A 26,564-nucleotide genomic window follows, 5' to 3' on the forward strand; every position below is an offset into this window, starting at 1 on the left:
TTTTTATGCGGCACACGCTTATGAGCGGCCTAAGCACCGGAAGGAGCCAAATGTTTGACGAGGCGTCGGACCTGCCGAATCAGCAACTCCGTCTAGCCAACAAATTGGCCCCTGCAGATTCGAAACCCGGTACCAGAATTACATCAGCGCTTACGCAAAATCACGCTACCAATCGAATAACCCGCACCAAACGAACTCAGCACGCCAAGCGCGCCGCTTGGCAAATCATCCTGATAGGTGTGAAACGCGATCACCGAGCCCGCCGAACTGGTGTTCGCATACGTATCGAGAATCACCGGCGCTTCTTCGACAGACGCGTCGCGGCCCAAGAGCTTTTTGACGATCAGGTGATTCATGCTGAGGTTGGCCTGGTGCAGCCAGAAACGCTGTACGTCGCTGACATTCAGGCTGTTCTCCTGCAAATGCGCGCCCACCAGTTCGGCGACCATCGGGCACACTTCGCGGAACACTTTGCGACCTTCCTGCACGAACAGTTTGTCCGGCGCGCCTTCGCCCTCTTCGGCCGTGCGATTGAGGAAGCCGAAGTTATTGCGAATGTTGTTGGAAAAGCTGGTCAGCAATTTGGTGCCGAGGATATCGAACTGATGCGCCGAGGTGGCCAGATCAGCACGCTCAACCAGCACAGCAGTGGCGGCATCGCCGAAGATGAAGTGGCTGTCGCGGTCACGGAAATTCAGGTGCGCAGTACAGATTTCCGGGCTGACAACGAGCACGGAGCGAGCCTGCCCCAGTTGCACGCTGTTGCTTGCCGCCTGGATACCGAAGGTTGCCGACGAGCAAGCGACGTTCATGTCAAAGCCGAAACCCTGAACGCCCAATGCAGCCTGAATTTCGATGGAAATCGCCGGATAAGCGCGTTGCAGATTCGAGCAGGCGACGATCACACCGTCGACATCGGCAGCGGTTTTACCCGCACGTTGCAAGGCTTGCTCAGCGGCAGCGACACCCATCTGGCAGAGGATCGACCATTCATCGTTGGAGCGCTCGGGCAAGCGAGGCTTCATGCGTTGCGGGTCGAGAATGCCGTCTTTATCCATGACAAAACGGCTTTTGATACCCGAAGCTTTTTCGATGAAGGCAGCGTTGGACTCAGTCAGCGCCTGAACTTCGCCACGCTCAATGGCGGCAGCATTCTCGCTGTTGAATTGAGCAACGTAAGTATTGAAAGACTGCACCAGCTCTTCATTGGAAATGCTGTTGGCCGGGGTGTACAGGCCTGTGCCGCTGATGACGACGTTGTGCACGGTCGTTCCTCTCTTATTGATCAATGCAGGTAACGACCTGCTCGCGCATGGTGGCGGCCCTTTTTTGGGACCAACGTACCAATGCAAAACTGTAAAACACCCTTGGTGCGAACAAGCTTGGGCAACACTCAGGGGGGCAAGGGGCGAAGTGTGCCATATCGGCCCCTATATTTGGGAGTTTGAACAGAAGACCTGTAGGAGCTCACGAGCACCGCGAGGCAGCGATGACGGTGTGTCAGGCAAATCGCGATCGCTGCCTCGCGGTGCTCGTGAGCTCCTATAGATATCCGTTTGAACGGCCTATCCCTCCACCTGCGCCCACTGTTTACTCAGGCGCTTGTCGGAAACCGGCATTTTGGTCCCCAGTTGTTGAGCGAACAGCGACACACGGTATTCCTCCAGCCACCAGCGATAGGCGGTCAACTCCGGGTCGCGCTTGCCTTCCTGCGCGTGTTTGCTGGCGCGCGCCTGGTATTGGGCCCAAAGCCCGGCAAGTTCGATGCTCCAGACCCGGTCTTTCTGAACCTGACCGGGCAGTTTTTCAAGACGCATTTCGATGGCTTTCAAATAGCGCGGCAACTCTTTAAGCCACTGCGCCGGGGTTTCGCGGACGAAGCCCGGATAGACCAACTGCGCCAGCTGCGACTTGATGTCGTTGAGCGCCACCGCTTCGGCCAGATTGATCTTGCCCTTGAAACGCTTTTGCAGGCCGTGCCAGAGCTTGAGAATGTCCAGCGTCAGCTTCGCCAGACGCTCGGCGTGTTCTGTCCATGCGCCACGCTTGCGTTCGGCCAATGCCAGCAGCCCGGCGCCGTCACGCGGCAAACTCTCCTCGCCTTCCAGCACGCAGCTGTCGAGGCTGGCCAGCAGGATGTCTTCAACCAACGCGTCGATGCGGCCCAATTCGCGATGCAACAAGGCCAGTTCGGTTTGCCCCGGCAGCTTACTGCGCAGGAACTTGGCCGGTTCTGCCAGTTGCTGTAACAACAGGCGCTGCAAGGCACGGCGATGCTGATATTCGGCTTCGGCGGACGTCGAGAAGCGCCCTTCCTTGACGGTGCCCGACTCTTCTACCAGCGCCGGATAAACCGTCATGGAAAGCCCGGCGATGTTCTGCTGGGTTTTTTCCGCCACAGGTGCGAAGACTTTCGCCTCGACCGGCTGCTGACCTTTCGCGGACTGCGGCACCGCCAGGGCAGCCTGACTGGCTTCTGCAAAACGCGCGGTCAATTCGTCCAGCTCGCGACCTTCGCCAAGAAACTTGCCGTTACCGTCGACGATCTCCAGATTCATTTTCAGGTGACTTTCGAGCTGCTGCGCGGCTTCAGCCCAAGCCTCGTCGCTGACTCGCGCGCCGGTCATGCGCAGCAATTCACGGCCCAGCGCCTGCGGCAGCGAGCCTTCGCCAAACGTGATGCGCTGCAACGCAGCCTTGATGAAGTCCGGCACTGGCACGAAATTCTTGCGAATCGCCTTGGGCAGGTTACGGACCAGTGCGATGCATTTGGTTTCCAGCAAACCCGGCACCAGCCACTCCAGGCGCTCGGCGGGCAAAGACAACAGCAAGGGCGCAGGTACACGCACCGTCACGCCATCGCGAGGATGATTGGGCTCGAAGTGATAGGTCAGCGGCAGGGTCAGATCGCCCAGTTTGAGGGTGTCCGGGTAATACGCCGCGGTGACTTCATTGGCCTCGCGGGCCAGCACGTCCTCTTCGCGCATGATCAACAATTGCGGGTTCTTCTGACTTTCGGTTTTGTACCAATGCTCGAAGGTCGCAGCCTGATGAATTTCGGCGGGGATCCGTGCTTCGTAGAAACCGTAAAGCGTGTCTTCGTCTGCCAGAATGTCACGGCGGCGCGCTTTGGCTTCCAGCTCGTCGAGGGTTTCCAGCAGTTTGGTATTGGCGCTCAGGCACTTGGCGCGAGAGTTGATCTCACCACGGACAAGCCCTTCGCGGATGAACAGCTCGCGGGAGACCACTGGATCAATCGGCCCGTAGTGCACCGGCCGACGGCCGACCACGATCAGACCAAACAGGGTGATCTGCTCGAACGCTACGACCTGGCCGCGCTTTTTCTCCCAATGCGGCTCGAAGTGATTCTTCTTGATCAAGTGCCCGGCCAGCGGCTCGATCCAGTCGGAATCAATCTTGGCGACCATCCGCGCATAAAGCTTGGTAGTTTCCACCAGCTCAGCGGTCATCAGCCATTGCGGACGCTTCTTGCCCAGCCCCGACGACGGGTGAATCCAGAAACGTCGTTGCCGCGCGCCGAGGTAATCGCCTTCGTCGGCTTTCTGGCCAATCTGGCTGAGCAAACCGGAAAGAATCGCCTTGTGGAATTTCGGGTAGTCGGCAGGCTCTTTGTTGATCGTCAGTTGCAGGTCGCGACAGATCAGGCCCAATTGCCGATGGGCGTCGCGCCATTCACGCAGCCGCAGGTAATTGAGGAAGTTACGACGGCACCAATTGCGCAGCGGGCTGGCGGTCAGGGCCTGGCGCTGTTCTTCGAAACCACGCCACAGATTGACCAGCCCGGCAAAATCCGAATCGGCGTCTTTCCATTGGGCGTGAGCCTGATCCGCCGCTTGTTGACGCTCTGGCGGACGTTCGCGCACGTCCTGCACGGACATGGCGCTGGCGACGATCAACACTTCCTGCAAACTGCCCTGCTTCGCCGCTTCGAGCAACATGCGCCCCATACGCGGGTCCACCGGCAAACGCGCCAACTGTCGGCCCAACGGCGTGAGCTGGTTCTCGCGGTTCACCGCCGACAGCTCCTGCAACAGGTTGAAACCATCGCTGATCGCTTTGCCGTCTGGCGGCTCGATGAACGGGAAGTCAGTGATCTCGCCCAGGCGCAGATGCAGCATCTGCAGGATCACCGCGGCGAGGTTGGTCCGCAGGATTTCCGGATCGGTAAATTCCGGTCGCCCATTGAAATCTTCTTCGCTGTAAAGCCGCACGCAGAGGCCCGGCTCAACCCGGCCACAACGGCCTTTACGCTGGTTGGCGCTGGCCTGGGAGACCGCCTCGATGGGCAAACGCTGAACCTTGGCGCGATAGCTGTAACGGCTGATGCGCGCGGTCCCGGTGTCGATCACGTAACGGATGCCCGGCACGGTCAACGAGGTTTCCGCGACGTTGGTCGCCAGTACCACGCGCCGTCCCGGATGCGACTGGAAAATACGCTGTTGCTCGGCAGGCGACAGGCGCGCATACAGCGGCAGGATCTCGGTGTGCTTGAGTTGCGCCTTGCGCAGCATTTCGGCCGCGTCACGAATTTCACGCTCGCCGGGCAGGAACACCAGTACATCGCCCGGGCTCTTGCGCTCGCTGCGTTCAAAAGCGGCCAGCTCATCCAGCGTCGCCAGAATCGCCTGATCAACCGTCAAGTCATCTTCGACGCTGTTGCCCTCTTCGTCCTGCTGGGAGGTCAGCGGGCGATACCAGGTTTCCACCGGGAAGGTCCGGCCGGAAACTTCGACGATAGGCGCGTCATTGAAGTGCTCGGAAAAGCGCTGCAAGTCGATGGTCGCCGACGTGATGATGACTTTCAGGTCCGGGCGACGTGGCAGCAGGGTTTTCAGGTAACCGAGCAGGAAGTCGATGTTGAGGCTGCGCTCGTGGGCTTCGTCGACGATGATCGTGTCGTAGCGCTCAAGAAAGCGGTCGTGTTGGGTTTCGGCCAACAGAATGCCGTCGGTCATCAGCTTGATCAGGGTGCTGCTGTCGCTCTGGTCTTCGAAACGCACCTGATAACCGACCAGCGCGCCCAGTGGTGTACCCAATTCTTCCGCAACGCGGCTGCCGACACTGCGCGCCGCGATTCGACGTGGCTGGGTATGGCCAATCAAACCGTGTTGCCCACGACCGATTTCCAGACAGATCTTTGGCAACTGAGTGGTTTTACCCGACCCGGTCTCACCGGCAATGATCAGCACCTGGTGTTTGAGCAGCGCCTCTTTGATTTCGTCACGCTTGGCAGCAATCGGCAGGCTGTCGTCGTAACGAATCAGCGGCACACTGTCACGCCGCGCTGTCACCTGAGCACACGACGCCTGCACCTTCGCCACCCACTGCGCCAGCTTCGCCTCATCGGGCTTCTTGCGCAGTTCATGCAACTGGCGGCGCAAGCGATGACGATCGCTGATCATCGCGTGGTCGAGGTTCTTCAGAAGTTGGTCAATCGAGGGCGTTTGATCGGTCATCAGGTGCGCAGGGTCTTTTGATGGGTGCAAAGGCGGGATTGTCGCAGATTTGGCGGGGATGATGCAGGTGCGGTGTTTTTGGATCGCGTCAGATCCCTGTGGGAGCCGGGCTTGCCCGCGATAAGACTGTACGCGATTGACCTGATATCAGCGGTGTTCGTATCGCGGGCAAGCTCGGCTCCCACAGGTTCGGTGTTGTCTGTTGGGGCGGGGCTTGGCAGCAGGCGAGCTTTTACTTCTTCAACCCCAACTTCTTCAATTCCTCATCGCGCAATTCACGGCGCAGGATCTTGCCGACGTTAGTGGTAGGCAGTGAGTCGCGGAATTCGACGCTGCGCGGGACTTTGTAGCCGGTCAGGTTGGCGCGCATGTGTTCCATGACTTGATCCTTGGTCAGGGTCATGCCCGGTTTGACCACGACGAACACCTTGATCGCTTCGCCGGACTTATCGTCCGGAACGCCAATGGCCGCGCACTGCAGCACACCGGGCAAGGTTGCCAGCACGTCTTCGAGCTCGTTCGGGTACACGTTGAAGCCGGAGATGAGGATCATGTCTTTCTTGCGATCGACAATCCGCATGTAGCCGTCCGGCTGAATCAAGGCGATGTCGCCGGTCTTGAGCCAGCCATCCGCGTCGATCATTTCATCGGTCGCGTCCTGACGCTCCCAATAGCCCTTCATCACCTGCGGGCCTTTGATGCACAGCTCGCCGATTTCACCCAGCGGCAGTTCATTGCCTGCGTCGTCGATAACCTTGCACAGCGTCGAAGGTGCCGGAATACCGATGGTGCCGATCTGGATTTTCTGGTTAGGGTTACAGCTGGCTACCGGACTGGTTTCGGTCATGCCATAGCCTTCGCAAATAGCGCAGCCGGTCACTTCTTTCCAGCGCTCGGCAGCGGCCAGTTGCAAGGCCATGCCACCGGACAGCGTGACTTTCAGGGCCGAGAAGTCCAGGTTGCGGAATTCCGGGCTATTGCAAAGCGCCACGAACAACGTGTTGAGGCCGACAAACCCACTGAATTTCCACTTCGACAGCTCCTTGACCATCGCGGGCAGGTCGCGCGGGTTGCTGATCAGGATGTTGTGATTGCCGATCAACATCATCGACATGCAGTGAAAGGTGAAGGCGTAGATGTGATACAGCGGCAGCGGCGTGATGACCACTTCGCTGCCTTCGTTCATGTTCGAACCCATCAAGGCCTTGCACTGCAGCATGTTGGCGATCAGGTTGCGGTGGGTGAGCATCGCACCTTTAGCCACGCCGGTGGTGCCGCCAGTGTATTGCAGCACTGCGACGTCGTTGCTGGCCGGAGCGGCCTCGGTGAACGAACGGCCGCGGCCTTTGCTGAGCACCTCATTGAATTTGATCGCCGCCGGCAAGTGGTAAGCCGGGACCATCTTCTTCACGTATTTGATGACACTGTTGATCAACAGGCGCTTGAGCGGCGGCAGCATGTCCGCCACTTCGGTGACGATCACATGTTTGACGCCAGTCTTGGGCACGACCTTTTCGGCCAGGTGCGCCATGTTCGCCAGACACACCAGCGCCTTGGCACCGGAATCCTTGAACTGGTGTTCCATTTCCCGCGCGGTATACAGCGGGTTGGTATTGACCACGATCAGACCGGCGCGCATGGCACCGAATACAGCGATGGGGTATTGCAGAACGTTGGGCAACTGCACGGCAATGCGATCGCCGGGTTGCAGGTCGGTATGGTGCTGAATCCAGGCGGCAAACGCGCCGGACTGCTCATACAGCTCACCATAGGTGAGGGTCTGGCCCAGATTGGTGAAAGCCGGCTTGCTGGCGAAACGTTCGCAAGACTGCTTCAATACGGCCTGGACGTTGGGGTATTCGTCAGGATTGATCTCGGCAGGAATGCCAGACGGATACTTGTCCTTCCAGAAGTTTTCAATCATGGAAGCCGGGCTCCTCAGCGACAGCGAATTCTTCACACCGCTTGAATGCGATGATTTTCTTGTGTTTTGGAATTTTGCGGTTAACGCTTCGTTGCTTTATGACAGGTCAAAAGCGGGCCGAGAGTAGCAGCTTTGCAATAGGCCGCCTAGGGGCAAAGAAGGCCCCTACAGTCACAAAAATGACTCAAGAATTAACAGCGGTCACGTTTAGAGCTTTAATACTATTTGTCGCGAATCTGGCTGAAATGACTGATCTAGAGCACCCAAAAGAAATCCTGCGCTGAAATACAATTCTGTGAGAGCAGAGCTTGCTCGCGATAAGGCAGGATGCGATCCATAGCAAACCGCATCCAGTCTTATCGCGAGCAAGCTCTGCGCCCACATAAAAATGTACTTACAGAAAATCAGGCGATATCCCGTAACTCCCTCCTGAGAATTTTGCCCACCGGCGTCATTGGCAACGAGTCGCGCAGCACGATCTGTTTGGGCACTTTGTAGCCGGTGAAATTTTCTTTGCAGAACAGTTTCAGTTCTTCAATGCTGACGCCGCCTTCGCGAGGCACCACAAACAGTTTCACCGCTTCCCCCGAGCGCTCATCCGGTACGCCGATCACCGCGCAGTTGGCTACGCCGGGGTGTCCCATGACGACGTCTTCGATCTCGTTGGGGTACACGTTGAAACCGGATACGATGATCAGGTCCTTCTTGCGATCGACGATGCTGACAAAGCCATCCGCTTCAATCACCGCGATGTCACCGGTCTTGAACCAGCCTTCGGCGTCCAGCGCTTCGGCGGTCGCCTCCGGACGTTGCCAGTAACCGAGCATCACTTGCGGGCCTTTGACACACAGCTCACCACGCTCGCCCAACGGTAGATCGTTGCCCTCGTCATCGATAACCTTCATCAACGTGCTTGGCACCGGAATGCCGACCGTTCCGAGTCGCGCAAGCTCGCCATAAGGATTGGCGCTGGCCACCGGTGAGGTTTCGGTCAGACCATAACCCTCGACGATCCGGCAACCGGTGAGCTGCTCCCAGCGCTCGGCCGTCGCCTTGACCAGTGCCGTGCCACCGGAGTTGGTGCTTTTCAGGCTGGAGAAATCCAGCGACTTGAAATCAGGGTGATTCATCAGCGCAACGAACAGCGTATTGAGGCCGATCATCGCCGTGAACCGCCACTGGCCAAGCTCCTTGATGAAACCACTGATGTCTCGGGGATTGGTGATCAGAATGTTGTGATTACCGCTGACCATCATGCACATGCAGTTCGCTGTGAAGGCATAGATGTGGTACAGCGGCAGCGGCGCGATCATGATCTCCTTGCCTTCCTGAAAAACCGGTTGGCCGTCGCTGCCGTGCTGGGACATGCAAGCGTGGACTTGCTGCATGTTTGCGACGAGATTGCCATGACTGAGCATCGCGCCCTTGGCCAGGCCAGTCGTGCCGCCGGTGTATTGCAGCACCGCAACGTCACTGAGTTGCAGCGGCACCGGGTTCAATTGATGACCACGGCCCAGATGTAACGCCGCCTTGAAGCGGGTGGCTTGCGGCAAGTGATAGGCCGGGACCAGTTTCTTGACCTTGTCGACAATGGTATTGATCAGCCAGCCCTTGGCTGTCGACTGCATGTCGCCCATTTTCACTTCGATCAGGTACTGGATGTCGGTGTCCGGCAGCACTTCCTGAACCAGCTTGCCGAACATGTTCAGATACACCAGCGCGCGAGCGCCAGAATCCTTGAACTGGTGGCGCATTTCCCGAGCGGTGTACAGCGGGTTGGTATTGACCACGATCAAACCGGCCCGCAACGCACCGAAAACAGCGATGGGGTATTGCAGGAGGTTGGGCATCTGGACGGCGATGCGATCACCCGGTTTGAGTTCGGTGTGCTGCTGCAACCACGCCGCAAAGGCGGCCGAGTGGCGATCCAGCTCGGCGTAGGTCAGGGTTACCCCCATGTTGCTGAATGCCGGGCGGTCGGCAAATTTGCGACAGCTGCGCTCGAAAACCTCAACGACCGACGTGTACGCGTGCACGTCTACTTCGGAAATGACGCCTGCCGGTCGCTTGTCGTTCCAGAAATCAGGTTGCATTTGTTTTTGTCCTCTTACCTGAGATTGTCTGGCCCGCGGCCATGACGCGGGAACTTGCCGGACGTTAGCAGCTAAAACACGGAAGGCAAATATAGAAGGGGGCGACATCATTACCATGAATTACAGAGCTGGTCGGTCTGCGATTCATCAGCCACTCTACACTCCCTGAACAGGACGTTTTAACGCTGTCCATTCAGCCTTGGGAGTTGTCATGAAACATCAGCCGTTCTGGCTCGACGCCAGTGACCAAAGCCGCGTTTACGTCAATGTATGGCTACCTGACGGCGAGCCTGAAGCGGTGGTCATGCTGTCCCATGGCATGGCCGAACACAGCAGCAGATATGCACGCTTTGGTCTCGCATTGGCCGAGGCCGGATTTGCCTTGTACGCCCATGACCAGCGCGGTCATGGCAAGACAGCGGATCAGGGCCTCCTTGGGCATTATGCCGATGAACAAGGCTGGGCGAAGGTGGTTGGCGATCTGGCCAGCGTCGCTCAGGCCATCAGCCAACGCTATCCGGGAGTGCCGGTCTTCTTGCTCGGCCACAGTATGGGCAGCTATGTCGCTCAGGCGTATTTGCAGCATCACGGCGCTGGCTTGCAGGGCGCGATTCTCAGTGGGTCCAATTTTCAGCCAGCCACCTTTTATCGCGCGGCTCGCCTGATTGCCCGAATGGAGCGCTTTCGCCAGGGCGCCAAGGGACGCAGTGCACTGATCGAATGGCTGTCGTTCGGTTCATTCAACAAAGCGTTCAAACCGGTACGCACCTGTTTTGACTGGCTCAGCCGCGATGCGCAGGAGGTCGACAAATATGCGCTCGACCCGCTTTGTGGATTTCGCTGCACCAATCAGCTCTGGCTGGATATGCTCGGCGGCCTGCAGCAAATCAGTAAGGCATCGAACCTGGCGCAAATCGACCCGGGCTTGCCGTTGCTGGTAATTGGCGGCGAATGTGATCCGGTGAGTGATGGCAAGCGTCTGAAAGATCTTGCCGACGCATTGGTCGCGGCAGGCCATCAGATGTTACAACTGAAGATCTACCCGCAAGCGCGGCATGAAGTGCTCAACGAAACCAACCGTGATGAAGTCACCCGTGATGTAATCGACTGGCTGAAACAAGCGCTGCTACAGCCAAGACCGCGTCGGGCAGAGTAAACGAAGTGCGCCGAGCCGCACTGAAATGCGCCACGCCAGGCTGGCAAAACTGCGTTTGACATCAATATTCAATTTTCAGGATCACCCATGACCCAGGTAACCAATACACCTTACGAAGCCCTTGAAGTCGGCCAGACCGCCAGTTACAGCAAGACCGTTGAAGAACGCGACATCCAGCTGTTCGCGGCAATGTCCGGCGACCACAACCCGGTTCACCTGGACGCTGAGTACGCAGCCTCAACCATGTTCAAAGAGCGTATCGCCCACGGTATGTTCAGCGGGGCATTGATCAGCGCTGCCGTCGCTTGCGAGCTGCCTGGGCCGGGCACTATTTATCTGGGTCAGCAGATGAGCTTTCAAAAGCCGGTCAAATTGGGTGACACGTTGACCGTGCGTTTGGAAATTCTGGAAAAAATGCCTAAATTCCGCGTGCGCATCGCGACACGTGTCTTCAATCAGCGTGATGAGCTGGTGGTGGATGGCGAAGCGGAAATTCTCGCGCCACGTAAGCAGCAGACCGTGACGTTGACGACACTGCCAGCGATCAGCATCGGCTGACTCAAACCTGTAGGAGCTCACGAGCAGCGCGAGGCAGCGATAGCGGTTTACCTGATGTATCGCTATCGCTGCCTCGCGCTGCTCGTGAGCTCCTACAAAAGAAAATACGTTCACAAATTGAACACAAAAAAAAGGCGACCGAAGTCGCCCAAAATGCCTTGCGTGCTCTTTTTATTGGAAGGCCTCTGCCTTATTTGCGTTTTTTCGAGTCCTTCCAGATGAATAGTCCGAAGCCTGCGAAGAACACCAGCATCAGGCCCACGGTTACGACTCCGGCCACTACCACATTGTCGAAAAACATAACCGTGCCTCCTGCGCTGAATGTCCCTGTTCGATGGGGCTAGATTAACCAGTGGCGCACGAATAGGAATTGACCCAAATCAATAGCACCACACTCTCTTCACGAGCGTGCGGAAACTGATCCGGGTCAAGGCTATAAAGAGATTCGACGGAAAGCTGTAGGAGCCGCCGAAGGCTGAGAATGGCGCGGTGTCAGGTACAACGCCTTCGCAGCCTTCGGCAGCTCCTGCAGGAAATGCACTTCGGTGCGGATGCCTAGCGTTTCTTGGGTTTGCTTTTCGACTTTTTCTTAGCCTTAGCCAAGGGCATCGCCTGTTCGAATGCATTGCGCATTTCGTTGAGGCGTTTGTCGTTCAGATCGTGTACACGCTTGGCGCGCTCGGCGCCCAGGTCGATCAGGTTTTCATCTGCGCTCATGACCAACAACTCTCGAACACTGGGAAGTGGGGTCAATAATGCGCAATCGCAGTGACCATGACCAGTGGCTATCTGACGAGAAAACCGCATTGATTCACGTTTGCCCCATTTTTGACGGCACAATTGCACTCAGCGCTGCTTATCAAAGGACCGGATATCCGTGCAACCGCCCCTTACAGAGTCTTCGCCACAACCAGCCCTGCATGGCGATTTACCGCCGATGCTGACGCTGCGCGCCTTCGAAGCCGTGGCGCGGCATCTGAGTTTCGTCAATGCCGCACGCGAATTGTCAGTGACGCAAAGCGCTTTGAGCCATCAGGTGCACAAGCTGGAGGCGTTTCTCGAATGCCGTCTGTTTATCCGTCGCACTCGCGCTATTGAACTGACCGAAGCCGGACGCGCTTATCAGCTACAGGTTCGACAAGCACTGGAAGGCATTGCCGCAGCGACTCGCGTTATTCGCCATACCGCCCCGGCCCCCAGCGTACTGCGCATCGGCCTGCTCGCTTCGTTTGCAACGATGTGGCTGGCACCGCGGCTTTCCGGTTTCATCTCGGCCAATCCCGATATCCGCGTCGAGCTGGTGCCGTCCTATGACCTGGCCGACGTGGCAGGCGGCGAGGTTGCGATCGCGATCCGCTACGGCAAAGGTGGCTGGCCCAACGTCAACGCAATGCGCTTGATGAATGAACGCCTTTCCCCTGTGTGCAGCCCGCAATACAAAACCCGTTGGCTCGAAACGCAACGCGACCTCAAACAACCAGCGCTTGCACCCGGCCCGCTGCTCACCGCGCAAGCGACCATTCCGTTCGAATGGCTGGACTGGGCGAAACAACTGCGCGTGGATATCAGCCAACTGCCAAGCCTGATGCTGCATGACTACAACATCGTGGTGGAAGCTGCGGTCGCCGGACAAGGCATCGCCATGGGCCGTGATCGCTTGATCAAGCGGCGTTTGCAGGACGGCTGTCTGGTGCAACTGCTGCCCGACGCTGTCTACGACGGGGAAATCGGTTACTGGCTGGTAACCGGCGACCAGCCGTTGGGAGAGACGGCGCAACGCTTCGCCAACTGGTTGATTGCAGTGTGCCGCGAGGATGATTGAGCGATATCGATACGTAGGGTGAAATCTTTCAGTTTGTCGGACTGATCGCCGCCTTTCATTGTGCGCTCACCTTTAAGGAGAACGCCCGATGACTAACAGCTTGCGCGAACAACTCGCAAAACTGGACTTGCAACTTCCTGCCCCGGACAACCCCGCTGGCAACTACGTCAGCACAGTAGTCAGCCAGAACATGCTGTATGTGTCGGGACAAATCCCCATGCTCAACGGCCAGCCCGCCTTCATCGGCCGTGTAGGTGAAACACTGACCGAAGAGCAAGGCATGGCCGCGGCGGAACTGGCAGCGCTGGGTTTGCTGGCCCAACTGGACTCAGTGATTGGCGATGACCTGTCAAAATTGGTTCGGCTGGTGAGGCTGGGCGTATTTGTTGCCTGCCCCAGTGATTTCACACGCCAGGGAGCAGTGGGCAACGGTGCCTCGAACCTGCTGGTCAGCGTGCTTGGCAAAGCCGCTCGGCACGTTCGCACATCGGTTGGTGTTTCCAGCCTGCCCGCTGGTGTTGCCGTTGAGACGGATGCCATCTTCGAGCTACGTTCATGACCGGGCTGTTGACCGAGACGCAGGTTCAGGCGCTACGGGCCGCGACACCGGGTTGCCAGCGAGTGATCCACTTCAATCATTCCGGCGCCTCGTTACCCAGCCAGGCGACTGTGACGGCCATGATCACGCAAATGAACCTCGAAGCCAGTCAAGGTCCGATGGAAGCCGCCGCGCAGGGCGAGACTCTTCTGGAAAACGCCCGCAACACTGCTGCGCGGCTGATCAACTGCACCCCCTCCTCCATTGCTTTTCTGGGCAGCGGCTCTGCTGCCTGGGGCATGGCCTTCAGCGCACTGGGCCCCTGGCGGCGCGGAGACCGCATTCTGGTCGGGCGTCACGAATGGGGCGGCAACCTGGCTTGCATGGCCCAGGCCTTCGCCGCCGGAGCGAGCCTGGAAGTTATCCCCTGCGACGAGAACGGTGCGGTGTCGGTGTCCGCGCTGGAGGCCATGATCGATGAACGTGTGCGTTTGATCTCTCTGACATGGCTACCAGCCAACGGCGGCCTGATCAACCCGGCTGCAGCCATCGGCGCAGTGGCAAAGCGGTACGGCATTCCTTACTTCATCGATGCAGGCCAGGCATTGGGGCAAATCGGCGTCGATGTTCAGACGCTGGGTTGCGACGTGCTCAAAGGGGCCTGCCGCAAATTCCTGCGCGGCCCTCGGGGCACGGCCTTGCTGTACATCCGCGAGGGGTTCGTCGAAACGCTTCAGCCACCGTTCGTTGACGTTCTTTCTGCGCCCAGAAAAGGCGAAAGCTTTACGCCCCGCAACGACGCTCGACGCTTTGAAACCAGCGAAATGTCGCTGACGCTGATCGCCGGTTTGAATAACGCATTGAGCGAAGTGGAAGCATTGGGCGTAGCGCCTGTCCGACAACGCATTCAGCACTTGGCATCGTTGCTGCGCGAGCGGATGACAGAAGTCGTAGGACTCAAGCTACAGGATTGTGGCGCAGCGCCCGAGCAATCAGGACTGGTGTCTTTCACACTGGAAGGCTGGGACGCCTTGGAGATTAAAAAGGAGTTAGCAACGAAAGGGATAAACATCGGCGCCAATGGCGTGGCTTACACGCCGCTGGATATGCAGGCCAGAGGACTGGGCAACATCGCACGGATATCCGTGAGTCATCTGAATACTGAAAGCGAGATAGACACGTTGCTCACGGCATTGCGCGCAATGAGCAAACGACAGCGGAAAACAACCTAGACCTGCACGTCGACCCAAAGCCCCTGACGCGGCTCATCATCAATCAGTGGCACTACTGGCACGGTGTTGTCCGCGTTCAGGGCAACACCAGGGATTGCCAGATGCTCAGGCTCATCGGCCCCTTCTTCGCGACGACGTTGCTGCTCTTCATGGCGGGCGTGTTCTTCGCGCAGCAACCAGGCGTTGCGCTCTTCTTCCTCATTGCGCAAGTCGATGTTGGTTTCGCTGGAACTTGGCTGTACCGGTGCCACAGGAGGAATGTCAGGTACCTGCCGGGCCGGATCCAGTTGCGAAGTCACGGGTACCACACTCAGGGGAAGCATCGGTTGCAGCATTATTAGTTCTCCTTTTGAGTGGATGTCGGCCAAGTGCCTACCGACTTGACCCCCTAAATGAGAAACTTTCGACTCTGTTTTTGGCAACTAGTGCCTTTAACAGGCTTAAATTGTTGCAAGAGCGTTTAAATACAGGTGTTTTGTCACTGCACCTTTGGCCTCGGCAGCGCGTTCCGTTAACATAGTCGGCTTTTTCAAAGCGGGAGACAGGCAGCATGGCGCAGCAGTATCAACCGGGGCAACGCTGGATTAGCGACAGCGAAGCCGAGCTGGGTTTGGGCACCGTTCTGGCACAGGACGGCCGCTTGTTGACCGTGCTCTACCCGGCCACTGGCGACACACGCCAGTACGCACTGCGAAATGCACCACTGACTCGTGTGCGCTTTTCCCCAGGCGATGTGATCACTCACTTCGAAAACTGGAAGATGACCGTTCGTGAAGTCGATGACGTCGATGGCCTGCTGGTTTACCACGGCCTCAACGCGCAGAACGAAGCCGTCACCCTGCCGGAAACCCAGCTGTCGAACTTCATCCAGTTCCGCTTGGCGACTGACCGCCTGTTCGCCGGGCAAATCGACCCGCTGTCCTGGTTCTCCCTGCGTTATCACACCCTGGAACACACCAGCCGCCAGTTGCAGTCCTCTCTCTGGGGCCTGGGTGGCGTGCGTGCGCAGCCGATTGCGCACCAGTTGCACATCGCCCGCGAAGTGGCCGACCGCATTGCGCCACGGGTTTTGCTGGCGGACGAAGTAGGTCTGGGCAAGACCATCGAAGCCGGTCTGGTCATCCACCGCCAACTGCTTTCGGGCCGCGCCAACCGCATCCTGATTCTGGTTCCGGAGAACCTGCAGCACCAATGGCTGGTGGAAATGCGCCGCCGCTTCAACCTTCAGGTCGCACTGTTCGATGCAGAGCGCTTCATCGAAAGCGATGCCAGCAACCCGTTCGAAGACACCCAACTGGCGCTGGTTGCGCTGGAATGGCTGGTTGATGACGAGAAAGCTCAGGACGCACTGTTTGCCGCGGGCTGGGATCTGCTGGTGGTGGACGAAGCTCACCATCTGGTCTGGCACGAAGACAAGGCAAGCCCTGAATACTCGCTGGTCGAGCAACTCGCTGAGGTCATCCCCGGCGTGCTGCTGCTGACCGCAACCCCGGAACAACTGGGCCAGGACAGCCACTTCGCGCGCCTGCGCCTGCTTGACCCGAACCGTTTCCACGACCTGCATGCATTCCGCGCCGAAAGCGAAAACTATCGCCCGGTTGCAGAGGCCGTGCAGGAGCTGCTCGACAAAGGTCGTCTCTCACCTGAAGCGCACAAGACCATTCACGGTTTCCTGGGCGCTGAAGGCGACACCCTGCTGGCAGCCGTCAACGACGGCGACGAAGAAGCCAGTGCGCGTCTGATCCGCGAATTGCTCGACCGCCACGGCACTGGCCGCGTGCTGTTCCGTAATACCCGTGCCGCCGTGCAAGGTTTCCCGGAACGCAAGCTGCATCAATATCCACTGCCCTGCCCGGCTGAATACCTGGAGCTGCCGCTTGGCGAACACGCCGACCTGTACCCGGAAGTCAGCTTCCAGGCGCAACCGGACGCCAGTGAAGAAGAGCGCTGGTGGAAGTTTGATCCGCGTGTCGACTGGCTGATCGATACCCTGAAAATGCTCAAGCGCGTCAAGGTGCTGGTGATCTGCGCCCACGCCGAAACGGCCATGGATCTGGAGGACGCCCTGCGCGTGCGCTCCGGCATTCCGGCCACCGTCTTCCATGAAGGCATGAACATTCTCGAACGCGACCGCGCGGCTGCGTACTTCGCTGATGAAGAGTTCGGTGCTCAGGTCCTGATCTGTTCGGAAATCGGCAGTGAAGGTCGTAACTTCCAGTTCGCTCACCACTTGGTGCTGTTCGATCTGCCAGCGCACCCGGACCTGCTTGAGCAGCGTATCGGTCGTCTGGACCGGATCGGCCAGAAACACACCATCGAGCTGCACGTACCGTTCCTGGAAACCAGCCCGCAGGCGCGACTGTTCCAGTGGTATCACGAAGCGCTGAACGCGTTCCTGAACACTTGTCCGACCGGTAACGCCCTGCAACACCAGTTCGGCCCACGCCTGCTGCCGTTGCTGGAAAGCGGTGATGACGATGAATGGCAAGAGCTGATCAACGAGGCACGTACCGAGCGCGAGCGCCTGGAAAGCGAACTGCACACCGGTCGCGACCGTCTGCTGGAACTCAACTCTGGCGGCGCTGGCGAAGGCGAAGCGTTGGTCGAGGCGATTCTGGAGCAGGATGATCAGTTCACCCTGCCGATCTACATGGAAACCCTGTTCAATGCGTTCGGCATCGACAGCGAAGACCATTCGGAAAACGCCCTGATCCTGCGTCCAAGCGAAAAAATGCTCGACGCCAGCTTCCCGCTGGGTGACGACGAAGCCGTGACCATCACCTACGACCGCAACCAGGCGCTGTCTCGTGAAGACATGCAGTTCATCACCTGGGAGCACCCGATGGTGCAAGGCGGCATGGATCTGGTGTTGTCCGGCTCCATGGGCAATACCGCAGTGGCACTGATCAAGAACAAGGCGCTCAAGCCCGGCACCGTGTTGCTGGAACTGTTGTATGTGAGTGAAGTGGTTGCGCCGCGCTCGCTGCAATTGGGTCGCTACTTGCCACCGGCCGCCCTGCGCTGCCTGCTCGACAGCAACGGCAACGACCTGTCGGGTCGGGTTTCCTTCACGACTCTGAATGATCAACTGGAAAGCGTGCCTCGGGCCAGCGCCAACAAGTTCATCCAGGCGCAGCGTGACGCGCTCAACCCGCGCATCAACGCCGGTGAAGCGAAGATCGCCCCGAAACACGCCGAACGCGTCGCCGAAGCACAGCGTCGTCTGGCGGCGGACACCGAAGAAGAACTGGCTCGCCTGACCGCCCTGCAAGCCGTCAACCCAACCGTACGCGACAGCGAACTGGTTGCGTTGCGCGAACAGCGCGAACAAGGGCTGGCCATGCTGGACAAGGCGGCGTTGCGCCTTGAGGCGATTCGGGTATTGGTGGCGGGCTGACCTTAAATCACCGCGATCTTATCGCGAGCAAGCTCAGCTCCCACAGGAAGAACGCGATTTCCTGTGGGGGCGGTGCTTGCCCGCGATTGAAGCGCTGCGGTCTTTAAGCAATAGAAGCTACCGGCTCATCCGCCGCCATCCCCGCCTTCATCCTCGCCGCATCCCGACTGAAACACCGCGACGCCAGGTACAAAAACACCAGCGTCATGAATAGCGCCATCGGGATCAGGTACATCGCATCGTGCAGACCAACCGCCTTGTATGCCTCACTCATTTGCTCAGCCCCGGCGGCAGCCATGGCCGAATGCGCGAAATGGTCAGACAGTAAGCCGACAACCACCGGCCCCAATCCACCACCCAACAAATACAGCCCGGCAAAGAACAACGCCATCGCCGTAGCGCGCAAGCGAGGCTCGACCACGTCCTGAATCGCGGTATAGACGCAGGTATAGAAGTTGTAGGCAAACAACCATCCCAGACTGAACACACCGACAAATACACCGATTTCAATTCGCCCCGCGTGCAAGGCGTACCCTGTCGCAAGGGTCGCAATCAGCATGCTGCCGGCAGCGAACAACAAACGACCATTGGCAAAGCGCTGATGCAGCTTGTCCGCGACCCAACCACCCAGCGTCAAGCCAACAAGCCCGGTGACACCGACGATAACCCCGGTCGCCACCGCAGCGTCATGTAAAGGCAGCAGAAAATAACGCTGCAGCATTGGTACCATGAACGAATTGCAGGCATAAGTCGCAAAGTTGAAGGTTAGTCCGGCTAACACCAGCCAACCAAAGGTCGGCACCGACAGCACGCGCCGGATCGGTTTGTCGATTTTCTCCTCTGACATGCGCACGCTTTCTGCCGCGCCACGTTTTGGCTCGCGAATGAAAAACATGAACACCGCCAGCACCAAACCCGGCACGGCAGCAATGAAAAACGGCGCCCGCCAGCTGTCGAAAGCGGTGACCATCGCACCGATGGTGAAGAACGCCAGGAGCAATCCCAACGGCAGCCCCAGCATGAAAATCCCCATGGCTCGTGCACGCCGGTGAGCAGGGAACAGGTCACCGATCAATGAGTTGGCCGCTGGCGCATAGCTGGCCTCGCCAATGCCGACGCCCATTCGTACCAACAGGAAGGTCCAAAAACTGCCCGCCAACCCGTTGACCGCTGTCAGCCCGCTCCACACGGCCAACCCCCAGCCCATGATTTTCTTGCGCGAGCCATTATCAGCCATGCGTCCGAGCGGCAGCCCGGCGATGGCATAGACCAGCGTGAACGCGGTGCCGATGATGCCCAACTGGAAATCACTCAAGTGCCATTCCATGCGGATGGGCTCAATGATGATCGCCGGAATGGTCCGATCAAAAAAATTGAACAGATTGGCCAGAAACAACAGAAACAAAACGCGCCAGGCGTTGGACGCCTGTGGGGACAGAGGCTGCGAGGTGCCTTGCATGGTAATGCTCCCTTTTTATTGTTATGCGGTGCATATGGCGGTCAAACCGGCGCTAGTCAATCTAGGCGGACTGCCACTGAGTGTCTGCCAACATTCGCGGAAGAAATGACCCGGCATCGTTACGAAGTCAGACCTATATAACTTTTAGCTATCTGGTTAATTCCAAATTGATTGGACCCCTCGCCGCTTTCCAGTTGGCACACCCGTCTCAGCTCCTATACTCGAAGCAAATCGCCACCACCTTTGGATCTTGGCGACCCTGGTATTGAACACATGGGGCCCGCTATGGAATGGCTTGGTTTGCACTTGATGTCCGGTCAATCTCACGACGGGATGCTGTTACTGGACTGTACTCACAACCTGTTTCTCATGGCGCTGTCATTCGGCGTCATTTCAGCCGCATGCCTGGCCACGCTGGATATCGGCGAGCGCATCATCCATTCGGAAAACCACCTGAGTCGGCAGCGCTGGCAAGTGCTCGGCGCCTTGTGTCTGGCGGGTGGTGCCTGGGCCATGCATTTCATCGGCATGCTCGCCTTTGAAACGCCGATAAAGGCCAGTTACGACCTCCCCACGACCATTGCCTCTTTGTTTATCGCAGCGATTGCCGGCGCGTTCGCGATCAAAGCCATTAGCCAGGAAGTGCTAGGGCCAGGCCAATGGCTGCTTAGCGCTATCGGCATTGGTCTTGGCGTGGTCATCATGCATTACGTCGGCATGTCGGCATTGCGCTCGCCTGCCATCCAGTATTACCAGCCCGGCCCCTTTGGCCTGTCGATTCTGATGGCCATTCTGTGTGGCGCAGTGTTCTTGCTCATGCCCGGGTATCTGCGTCAGGGCAGCGGCATGTTCCACCAGATGCTCAAGTACGGTGCGAGCATGCTGCTCGGCGCAGGTTTGCTGGGTACCCACATGATCGGCATGTGGTCGCTTAACCTGGTCCTGCCGGAAGGTGCCCCTCTGCAATCGGCGCCCCCGGAAAACGCCATGCAGCTGGGTCTGACCATCGCAATCATCGCCCTGTTGATCATCGCGGGCAGCCTCAGCGCTTCGATGGCAGACAAAAAGCTGCAAAGCAAGGAACACGACCTGCGTCGCGTGAATGCACTGCTCAGTCAGCTAGACCAGGCGCGGATGTCTTTGCAGCAGGTTGCGCATTACGATCCGCTGACCAACCTGATCAACCGTCGCGGCTTCAATCAGACCTTTACGGAGAAGCTGAGCGAACATAGCGCCAACGGTGGCATGCTGGCAGTGATGTTTCTCGACATTGATCACTTCAAGCGCATCAATGACAGCCTTGGCCATGACGCTGGCGACGATCTGCTCAAGGCCATTGCAGACCGCATTCGCAGTGCGACACGTGGCGACGACGTGGTATCTCGCTTCGGCGGTGATGAGTTCTGTGTGCTCATCAGCCTGCATAACTATGAAGAGGCCGAGCAGTTAGCCAGTCGCATCATGCTGAAAATGAAGGAGCCCATCGCGCTGGCCGGACGGCATATGGTCATGACCACCAGTATTGGCATCAGTATTTTTCCTCAGGACGGCCAGACCTGCGACGAGCTGCTCAAGCACGCTGACCTCGCGCTTTATCAATCCAAAGGCAATGGTCGCAACCGACTGCACTTTTTCAGCCCAAACCTCAAGACCAAGGCCAGCCTGGAGCTGCAACTGGAAGAAGAGCTGCGCAACGCGCTGCTGGAAGAAAACGGTCTGCAGGTCTTCTACCAACCGATCGTCGACCTCAGTACCGGCCGTGTGGCGAAGCTCGAAGCGCTGGTGCGCTGGCAACATCCACAACATGGCCTGCTGACCCCGGAACGTTTCATTGAAATCGCCGAGACCAACGGCTTGATTGCAGATCTCGATAATTGGGTATTACGCCGTGCGTGTCTCGACCTGAGCCGCCTGTCCGGTGATGGTCTTGACGATCTGATCATTGCCGTCAATTGCTCGGCGCTGAACCTGACCCGGGATGATCTGATCGATGATATCCAGCGCACCCTGAGGCAAACCAACGTTCCAGCACGACGCCTGGAGCTGGAAGTCACCGAAAATGCGCTGATGGGCAACATCAGCAACACCATTGGTCTGCTCAAGCAAATACGCTGCCTGGGTGTCTCCCTTTCCATCGATGATTTCGGCACCGGCTATTCATCCCTGGCGTATCTAAAACGCCTGCCGCTGGACACAGTGAAGATCGACCGCTCGTTCATTGCCGATATCCCCGGCTCTTCTCAGGACATGGAGATCGTTCAGGCAATCATCGTGATGGCTCATACGTTGCGGCTAAAGGTCGTGACCGAAGGCGTCGAGACCTCGCAGCAGAAGGAGTTTCTCACGCGCTATGGCTGCGATTACATTCAGGGTTATCTGGTCAGCAGGCCACAGCCTCTGGAGCAACTGGTACCGCTGGTGCAAAAACTCAACCAGCGTAAAGCAGTCACTTCGGCATCCGCGAAGCCTCTTCAGCACGGCTCCTTACCGGAAAAATGGAGTCATGGACCCGCACGCTAGGTCAGTGATCCTCCGCAGCACGACAACAAAATCGAGCCCCGGTTCAACCCGTGATAGCTAAACGATTAAAGTTTACCGTTTATCCGCCGATCCATTTTCTGGACCAGACAGAAAGTGCCCCGGCTCACGTGTAGGGGTTTTCCCCTATCGCCCTTGGGAAAAGTGCACTGTAAAGTCGTAATTTCTCTTTCCGTGATGGCGCGATGAGACTCACTCCATCGCTGCCTCCCCCAGGCAAATGGCGCACGATGACCAATAAAAATGATGCTGCTGGCGTGATATCCGGACCGTTGAACGCAGCCGCTGCAGAGAAGGCCGCAGGCCTCCCCGGCACCTACTATCAGCCCAAGCCAATCCCCGCTCAGCAGTACATGTATTTCACCGAAACCGACACTGATCGCATCCTGGACAACCTTGACGGTCTGCGCGATACAGTCTTTCCGCAATCCATTCATATCGAAGACAACGTCCTGCGCAGTGAACAGCAGTTCCCGTCGGTATGCCTGATCGGTCTGGGTCGCTGCGGTTCGAACATTGCGCTGGACGTCGCTGAACTGGTCTATAACGCGCGCAAGTTCTATCTAAACCAGTTCGAGAACGAAGATCGCCTGAGCGAAGACAAACGCTACAGCCCTGGTCGCTGGATCCGTAACAACCTGCGGCTGGTGCAGAACAAAGCGAGCAAGCCTGTCTTTCTGGTTGAGCCATTGGTCATGCTCGGCGACCTGGACAAGGACATCGCAGGTCGTATCCGCTTCTCGCGCAAAGGCGAGAAAAGCGGGTTCATCAACGACTACAGCAAAATGAAAATCATGGACCTCTCTGAAGTTCATGCCGGTGGTGCGGGTAATGCCCCGATCCTTGGTCAATACCTGGCCAAGATCATCCTGAACAAGGACACCAACCACTTCTCCAGCGCTGACTGGAAGCTGATCCACTCGTACCTGATCGATTCGTGCGGCATCAAAGCCAACCAGTCGCGTCTGTACTTCTACATTTTCAGTGCGGGCGGCGGCACCGGTTCGGGCATGGCTTCGGAGTTCGGTCTGGCGCAGCAATTCTCGTACATGAACAAGACCTTCGACACCAAGCCTACTGACGAAAACGACAGCAAGCGTGGCCGGTCCTTCGTGTTCGAACCGATCTTCACCAGCGGCATCTGCGTGCTGCCGAACATTTCCGATCACCGCAGCGAAATGTCCGAAGCCCTGCACATCAACGCCGGTCGCTTGTTGTGCAAGTACCTGTCGGAAGAGTGGGACTTCTCGTACAACTTCGAGAACGAAGACAGTAGCGAAGCCAGCGTCATGGGCCGCATTCGCCCATGGAACGCCATGATGCTGATCTCCAACGACATCATGCGTTATGCCGAAGCAAGCGACGACGGCAACATCGACAACATCGACGTGAACGCCATGGAGCGTCACGCCAACCAGTACATCTCGCAGCAGATCTTCAACATTCTCACCGCTCAGGCGGTAACGACTGACTACGATCAGAACTACTTCCGACGCGCAGGCATCGATATCGGCGAGACGATTCGTCTGGATGCCAACGACTTGTTCATGAGTCTGGCCGGCCCGGTAGCGATTGCATACGCCGAATCCGTGGTTCCGGAAAGTCCGGTTCCCGGCTCAGACAAATTCAAGGTGTTCGAGAAAGAACCGGCACGCCTGAACATTGACGATTTGTTCTTCCGTTCGATTGACCTGCCGCACTTCAACAAAGTGACCCAGGCCATTGAAGGCATCAGTCTGTTGCCGATCGAGTCCAAGCGCTATCGCGCAGCACTGGACCAGTACAAGACCTCCGGCTACGACGCGGCGGCGTTGCATGACCTGCACTTCTTCAAGAACTGCTCGTCGGTGGTGTCCATCGTCTCGTTGCCCAAGGACTACAAGCTGTCCTACATGGACCTGAACCGCCTCAAGACGCACCTGAACAGCCTGTTCCCCAATACGACACTCAAGCGCTATGCATTGGTGATCGGCGCGTCGGCCAACCTGTCGCTGACCACCCTGATCGCGAAAAGCCCGTGCCTGTCGGACGACTTCCTGACCTTGATCGTGGCGTTCATCAAACGCTGCTTCGCGAAAAACCAGTACCGTTTCGACGACACACTGGACAACGCGATTCTGGACTTCATCATCAGCGATGAGTTCGACGAAGACCGTATTGATGAATTGCTGAATGAATACGAAAACCCGGCCAAGATCCTCGATACCAACTGGTATGCGATCAAACCGATGTATGAGAAGAAGTACCGCGAGTTGATCGAAGACAAATCCAAGTTTGTCTCTATCAATGACATTCGTATTTCCCGCGAGAGCGTGAAAAAGGCCGTCAAATACCTGCGCGAAATCTATCGTCATCGCATCGGCAAAACCCGGGTCATTTCACTGAACCAGCATACGGGCAAGACGGATTACAGCATTAAGTAATACGCAGTGACTTTTAGGCGAGCACCGGTCCCTCTGGGAGCGGTGCGACCCTGTGAGAGATTTCGCTACCCCAGCACCCGCTCGGTTACCAGACTTCCCACCTAAAGCCCACGTCACGCACTAAAAAAGATCACTAACTAAGCTGGCGCCCTGTCCTGGATCAACACCCAAGGTGCCACTACGACTGCCCAAAGCACCGGATCGCGCTCCACAAGCTCTAGCGCCTTGGCTTCAGCAACCTTGCCGACCTCCCCATTGGCAAGCCATGCGCTGACTTTATCGGCCTCGTTTTGAGCAACAGCCTGGGCGACTTCGATTAAATCCAGAGAGGGTTCGACCCACAACAGGGCACCCTTGGCGAAGAACGGCTGTAGCTCCGTCCAGGTAATAGATGCCGTCTCGCCGAGCAATTTGGCATAGAGGGTGCTTGGTTCTTCACTCATGGGTTTCACCGAAAAGAAAATCGACGCGAATAATAGCGCCGAGTCCGCTCAAGACAAACCCAGAAACAAGTAATTGATTGCAGGGAAGATGAGTAAATCCAGGGGTTTAGAGGTCGATTCGACAGGTCGAACCGCATGATTATGTATCTTTCTTTCAATTAAGCGACATCGATCGTTTTTGTCCCCTGTGGCTAGCTATTCAAGCTAATGACCGGCGCTCTAAACTGTTCCGGTACAGTTTGCCGGGGGCATGATCGGTGTTTAAAATCCGGTCCCGCTGCCTAGGCATCAGGATTATAAAAATTAAAACACAAGAGTGGAGCATCATGACTAAGGGTACCAAGAAGCTTTCCAAGCTGTTTGCCGCATTGGTTATGGCGGGGGTTGCCAGCCATTCGTTCGCAGCAGACACCATCAAGATCGGCATCGCAGGTCCAAAGACCGGCGCAGTTGCCCAGTACGGTGACATGCAGTTCAGCGGCGCAAAAATGGCCATTGAGCAGATCAATGCCAAAGGCGGCGTCGATGGCAAGAAACTCGAAGCCGTTGAATACGATGACGCTTGCGATCCTAAACAAGCGGTCGCGGTAGCCAACAAAGTGGTTAACGACGGCGTCAAGTTCGTGATTGGCCACCTGTGCTCCAGCTCCACTCAGCCGGCTTCGGACATCTACGAAGACGAAGGCATCATCATGGTGACTCCGGCTGCTACCAGCCCGGAAATCACTGCACGTGGCTACAAGTTGATCTTCCGCACCATCGGTCTGGACAGCGCTCAGGGCCCGGCAGCTGGCGAGTACATCGCCAAGCAGGTCAAACCTAAAACCGTCGCCGTCATCCACGACAAGCAACAGTACGGTGAAGGTATCGCCACTGCAGTCAAGCAGACGCTTGAAAAAGACGGCGTGAAAGTCGCTCTGTTCGAAGGCATCAACGCTGGCGACAAAGACTTCTCGTCGCTGATTGCCAAAATGAAGCAAGCCAACGTCGATTTCGTTTACTACGGCGGCTACCACCCGGAACTGGGTCTGATCTTGCGTCAGGCACAGGAAAAAGGCCTGAAAGCTGGCTTCATGGGTCCGGAAGGCGTGGGTAACGCGTCGATCTCGCAAATCGCTCAGGATGCGTCCGAAGGCCTGCTGGTCACCTTGCCTGCTTCGTTCGACCAGGATCCAGCCAACAAGGCTCTGGTTGAAGCTTTCAAGGCCAAGAAAGAGGATCCAAGCGGCCCGTTCGTGTTCCCGGCATACGCAGCTGTTCAAGTGATCGCTGATGGCATCACCGCTGCAAAAAGCGAAGACACTAACAAAGTAGCAGCAGCTATCCACGCCGGCACCTTCAAGACGCCAACCGGCGAGCTGTCGTTCGACGCCAAAGGTGACCTGAAAGACTTCAAATTCGTGGTCTACACCTGGCACAAAGACGGCACCAAGACTGAAGCGCCTGTGAAGTAAGCATTCGCTATAAGTTGAACCCAAAGCCCACTGCAACCGCAGTGGGCTTT

18 protein-coding genes are annotated in these 26,564 nt (G+C 57.5%); 9 read left to right on the forward strand and 9 right to left on the reverse strand.

All coding sequences use genetic code 11. The features are described 5' to 3' along the window. Window positions 1-143 precede the first annotated feature (143 nt). From AUC60_RS18405 to fadD2, 4 genes are all read right to left on the reverse strand, one after another. Window positions 144-1,265 (reverse strand): beta-ketoacyl-ACP synthase III, encoded by a 1,122-nt coding sequence (locus AUC60_RS18405; protein WP_087270687.1) that lies wholly within the window; start codon window positions 1,263-1,265, stop codon window positions 144-146. Between the two features lie 300 nt (window positions 1,266-1,565). Continuing rightward, window positions 1,566-5,477 carry an ATP-dependent RNA helicase HrpA gene (gene hrpA, locus AUC60_RS18410; protein WP_087270690.1) on the reverse strand — a complete coding sequence of 1,304 codons (3,912 nt, stop codon included), beginning with the start codon at window positions 5,475-5,477 and terminating at the stop codon, window positions 1,566-1,568. A gap of 232 nt (window positions 5,478-5,709) precedes the next feature. Beyond that, window positions 5,710-7,401, reverse strand: a complete 1,692-nt coding sequence (fadD1, locus tag AUC60_RS18415) for a long-chain-fatty-acid--CoA ligase FadD1 (RefSeq protein ID WP_087270693.1) — start codon at window positions 7,399-7,401, stop codon at window positions 5,710-5,712. 404 nt (window positions 7,402-7,805) lie between these two features. Continuing rightward, entirely contained in the window at window positions 7,806-9,494 is a 1,689-nt protein-coding gene (fadD2, locus tag AUC60_RS18425; protein WP_087270699.1) for a long-chain-fatty-acid--CoA ligase FadD2, read from the reverse strand. Window positions 9,495-9,705: 211 nt separating this feature from the next. Between fadD2 and AUC60_RS18430 the strand changes: the two genes are divergently transcribed. Together AUC60_RS18430 and AUC60_RS18435 are read left to right on the forward strand one after the other, a co-directional pair. Beyond that, window positions 9,706-10,650, forward strand: coding sequence for an alpha/beta hydrolase (locus tag AUC60_RS18430; RefSeq protein WP_087270703.1), 945 nt, complete (start codon window positions 9,706-9,708; stop codon window positions 10,648-10,650). Between the two features lie 87 nt (window positions 10,651-10,737). Further along, window positions 10,738-11,208 carry a MaoC family dehydratase gene (locus tag AUC60_RS18435; protein WP_087270706.1) on the forward strand — a complete coding sequence of 157 codons (471 nt, stop codon included), beginning with the start codon at window positions 10,738-10,740 and terminating at the stop codon, window positions 11,206-11,208. A gap of 190 nt (window positions 11,209-11,398) precedes the next feature. Here AUC60_RS18435 and ccoM read toward each other — a convergent pair whose 3' ends face one another. Together ccoM and AUC60_RS27975 are read right to left on the reverse strand one after the other, a co-directional pair. Continuing rightward, the gene (gene ccoM / locus AUC60_RS28345) at window positions 11,399-11,509 is read right to left on the reverse strand and encodes a cytochrome c oxidase subunit CcoM (RefSeq protein WP_338014036.1); all 111 of its coding nucleotides are present in this window, start codon (window positions 11,507-11,509) and stop codon (window positions 11,399-11,401) included. A gap of 254 nt (window positions 11,510-11,763) precedes the next feature. After that, a complete protein-coding gene (locus tag AUC60_RS27975; RefSeq protein ID WP_087270709.1) occupies window positions 11,764-11,925 on the reverse strand; it encodes a hypothetical protein in 162 nt (53 codons plus the stop codon). A 220-nt stretch (window positions 11,926-12,145) separates the two neighbouring features. On the opposite strand from AUC60_RS27975, the gene AUC60_RS18445 reads away from it, so the two are divergent. The 3 genes from AUC60_RS18445 (at window position 12,146) to AUC60_RS18455 (ending at window position 14,800) form a co-directional block, all read left to right on the forward strand. Then, window positions 12,146-13,030 carry a LysR substrate-binding domain-containing protein gene (locus tag AUC60_RS18445; protein ID WP_087270713.1) on the forward strand — a complete coding sequence of 295 codons (885 nt, stop codon included), beginning with the start codon at window positions 12,146-12,148 and terminating at the stop codon, window positions 13,028-13,030. Between the two features lie 88 nt (window positions 13,031-13,118). Beyond that, window positions 13,119-13,589, forward strand: coding sequence for a RidA family protein (locus AUC60_RS18450; RefSeq protein WP_087270716.1), 471 nt, complete (start codon window positions 13,119-13,121; stop codon window positions 13,587-13,589). Then, window positions 13,586-14,800 (forward strand): aminotransferase class V-fold PLP-dependent enzyme, encoded by a 1,215-nt coding sequence (locus AUC60_RS18455; RefSeq protein ID WP_087270721.1) that lies wholly within the window; start codon window positions 13,586-13,588, stop codon window positions 14,798-14,800. The genes AUC60_RS18450 and AUC60_RS18455 overlap by 4 nt, the downstream gene beginning before the upstream one ends. Here the strand turns inward: AUC60_RS18455 and AUC60_RS18460 are convergent. Beyond that, on the reverse strand, window positions 14,797-15,135 hold the full coding sequence (locus AUC60_RS18460; protein ID WP_087270725.1) for an aspartate-semialdehyde dehydrogenase: 339 nt from the start codon (window positions 15,133-15,135) through the stop codon (window positions 14,797-14,799). The genes AUC60_RS18455 and AUC60_RS18460 overlap by 4 nt on opposite strands. A gap of 215 nt (window positions 15,136-15,350) precedes the next feature. Between AUC60_RS18460 and rapA the strand changes: the two genes are divergently transcribed. Continuing rightward, on the forward strand, window positions 15,351-18,197 hold the full coding sequence (gene rapA, locus AUC60_RS18465; protein WP_087270729.1) for an RNA polymerase-associated protein RapA: 2,847 nt from the start codon (window positions 15,351-15,353) through the stop codon (window positions 18,195-18,197). 103 nt (window positions 18,198-18,300) lie between these two features. On the opposite strand, the gene AUC60_RS18470 is transcribed toward rapA, so the two are convergent. Next, window positions 18,301-19,656, reverse strand: coding sequence for a spinster family MFS transporter (locus tag AUC60_RS18470; protein ID WP_087270732.1), 1,356 nt, complete (start codon window positions 19,654-19,656; stop codon window positions 18,301-18,303). Between the two features lie 285 nt (window positions 19,657-19,941). Between AUC60_RS18470 and AUC60_RS18475 the strand changes: the two genes are divergently transcribed. Together AUC60_RS18475 and AUC60_RS18480 are read left to right on the forward strand one after the other, a co-directional pair. Beyond that, window positions 19,942-22,176 carry a bifunctional diguanylate cyclase/phosphodiesterase gene (locus AUC60_RS18475; protein ID WP_087270735.1) on the forward strand — a complete coding sequence of 745 codons (2,235 nt, stop codon included), beginning with the start codon at window positions 19,942-19,944 and terminating at the stop codon, window positions 22,174-22,176. A gap of 371 nt (window positions 22,177-22,547) precedes the next feature. Then, window positions 22,548-24,617: a hypothetical protein gene (locus tag AUC60_RS18480; protein WP_405624574.1), complete on the forward strand. Its 2,070-nt coding sequence runs from the start codon at window positions 22,548-22,550 to the stop codon at window positions 24,615-24,617. Window positions 24,618-24,754: 137 nt separating this feature from the next. Here the strand turns inward: AUC60_RS18480 and AUC60_RS18485 are convergent, their stop codons facing one another. Further along, window positions 24,755-25,060, reverse strand: a complete 306-nt coding sequence (locus AUC60_RS18485; protein ID WP_087270742.1) for a DUF2288 domain-containing protein — start codon at window positions 25,058-25,060, stop codon at window positions 24,755-24,757. Window positions 25,061-25,386: 326 nt separating this feature from the next. On the opposite strand from AUC60_RS18485, the gene AUC60_RS18490 reads away from it, so the two are divergent. Further along, window positions 25,387-26,514 carry a branched-chain amino acid ABC transporter substrate-binding protein gene (locus tag AUC60_RS18490; RefSeq protein ID WP_087270745.1) on the forward strand — a complete coding sequence of 376 codons (1,128 nt, stop codon included), beginning with the start codon at window positions 25,387-25,389 and terminating at the stop codon, window positions 26,512-26,514. Window positions 26,515-26,564: the final 50 nt, after the last annotated feature.

It is taken from the genome of Pseudomonas caspiana (genome assembly GCF_002158995.1).
In the GTDB taxonomy this organism is placed as follows: Bacteria; Pseudomonadota; Gammaproteobacteria; order Pseudomonadales; family Pseudomonadaceae; genus Aquipseudomonas; species Aquipseudomonas caspiana.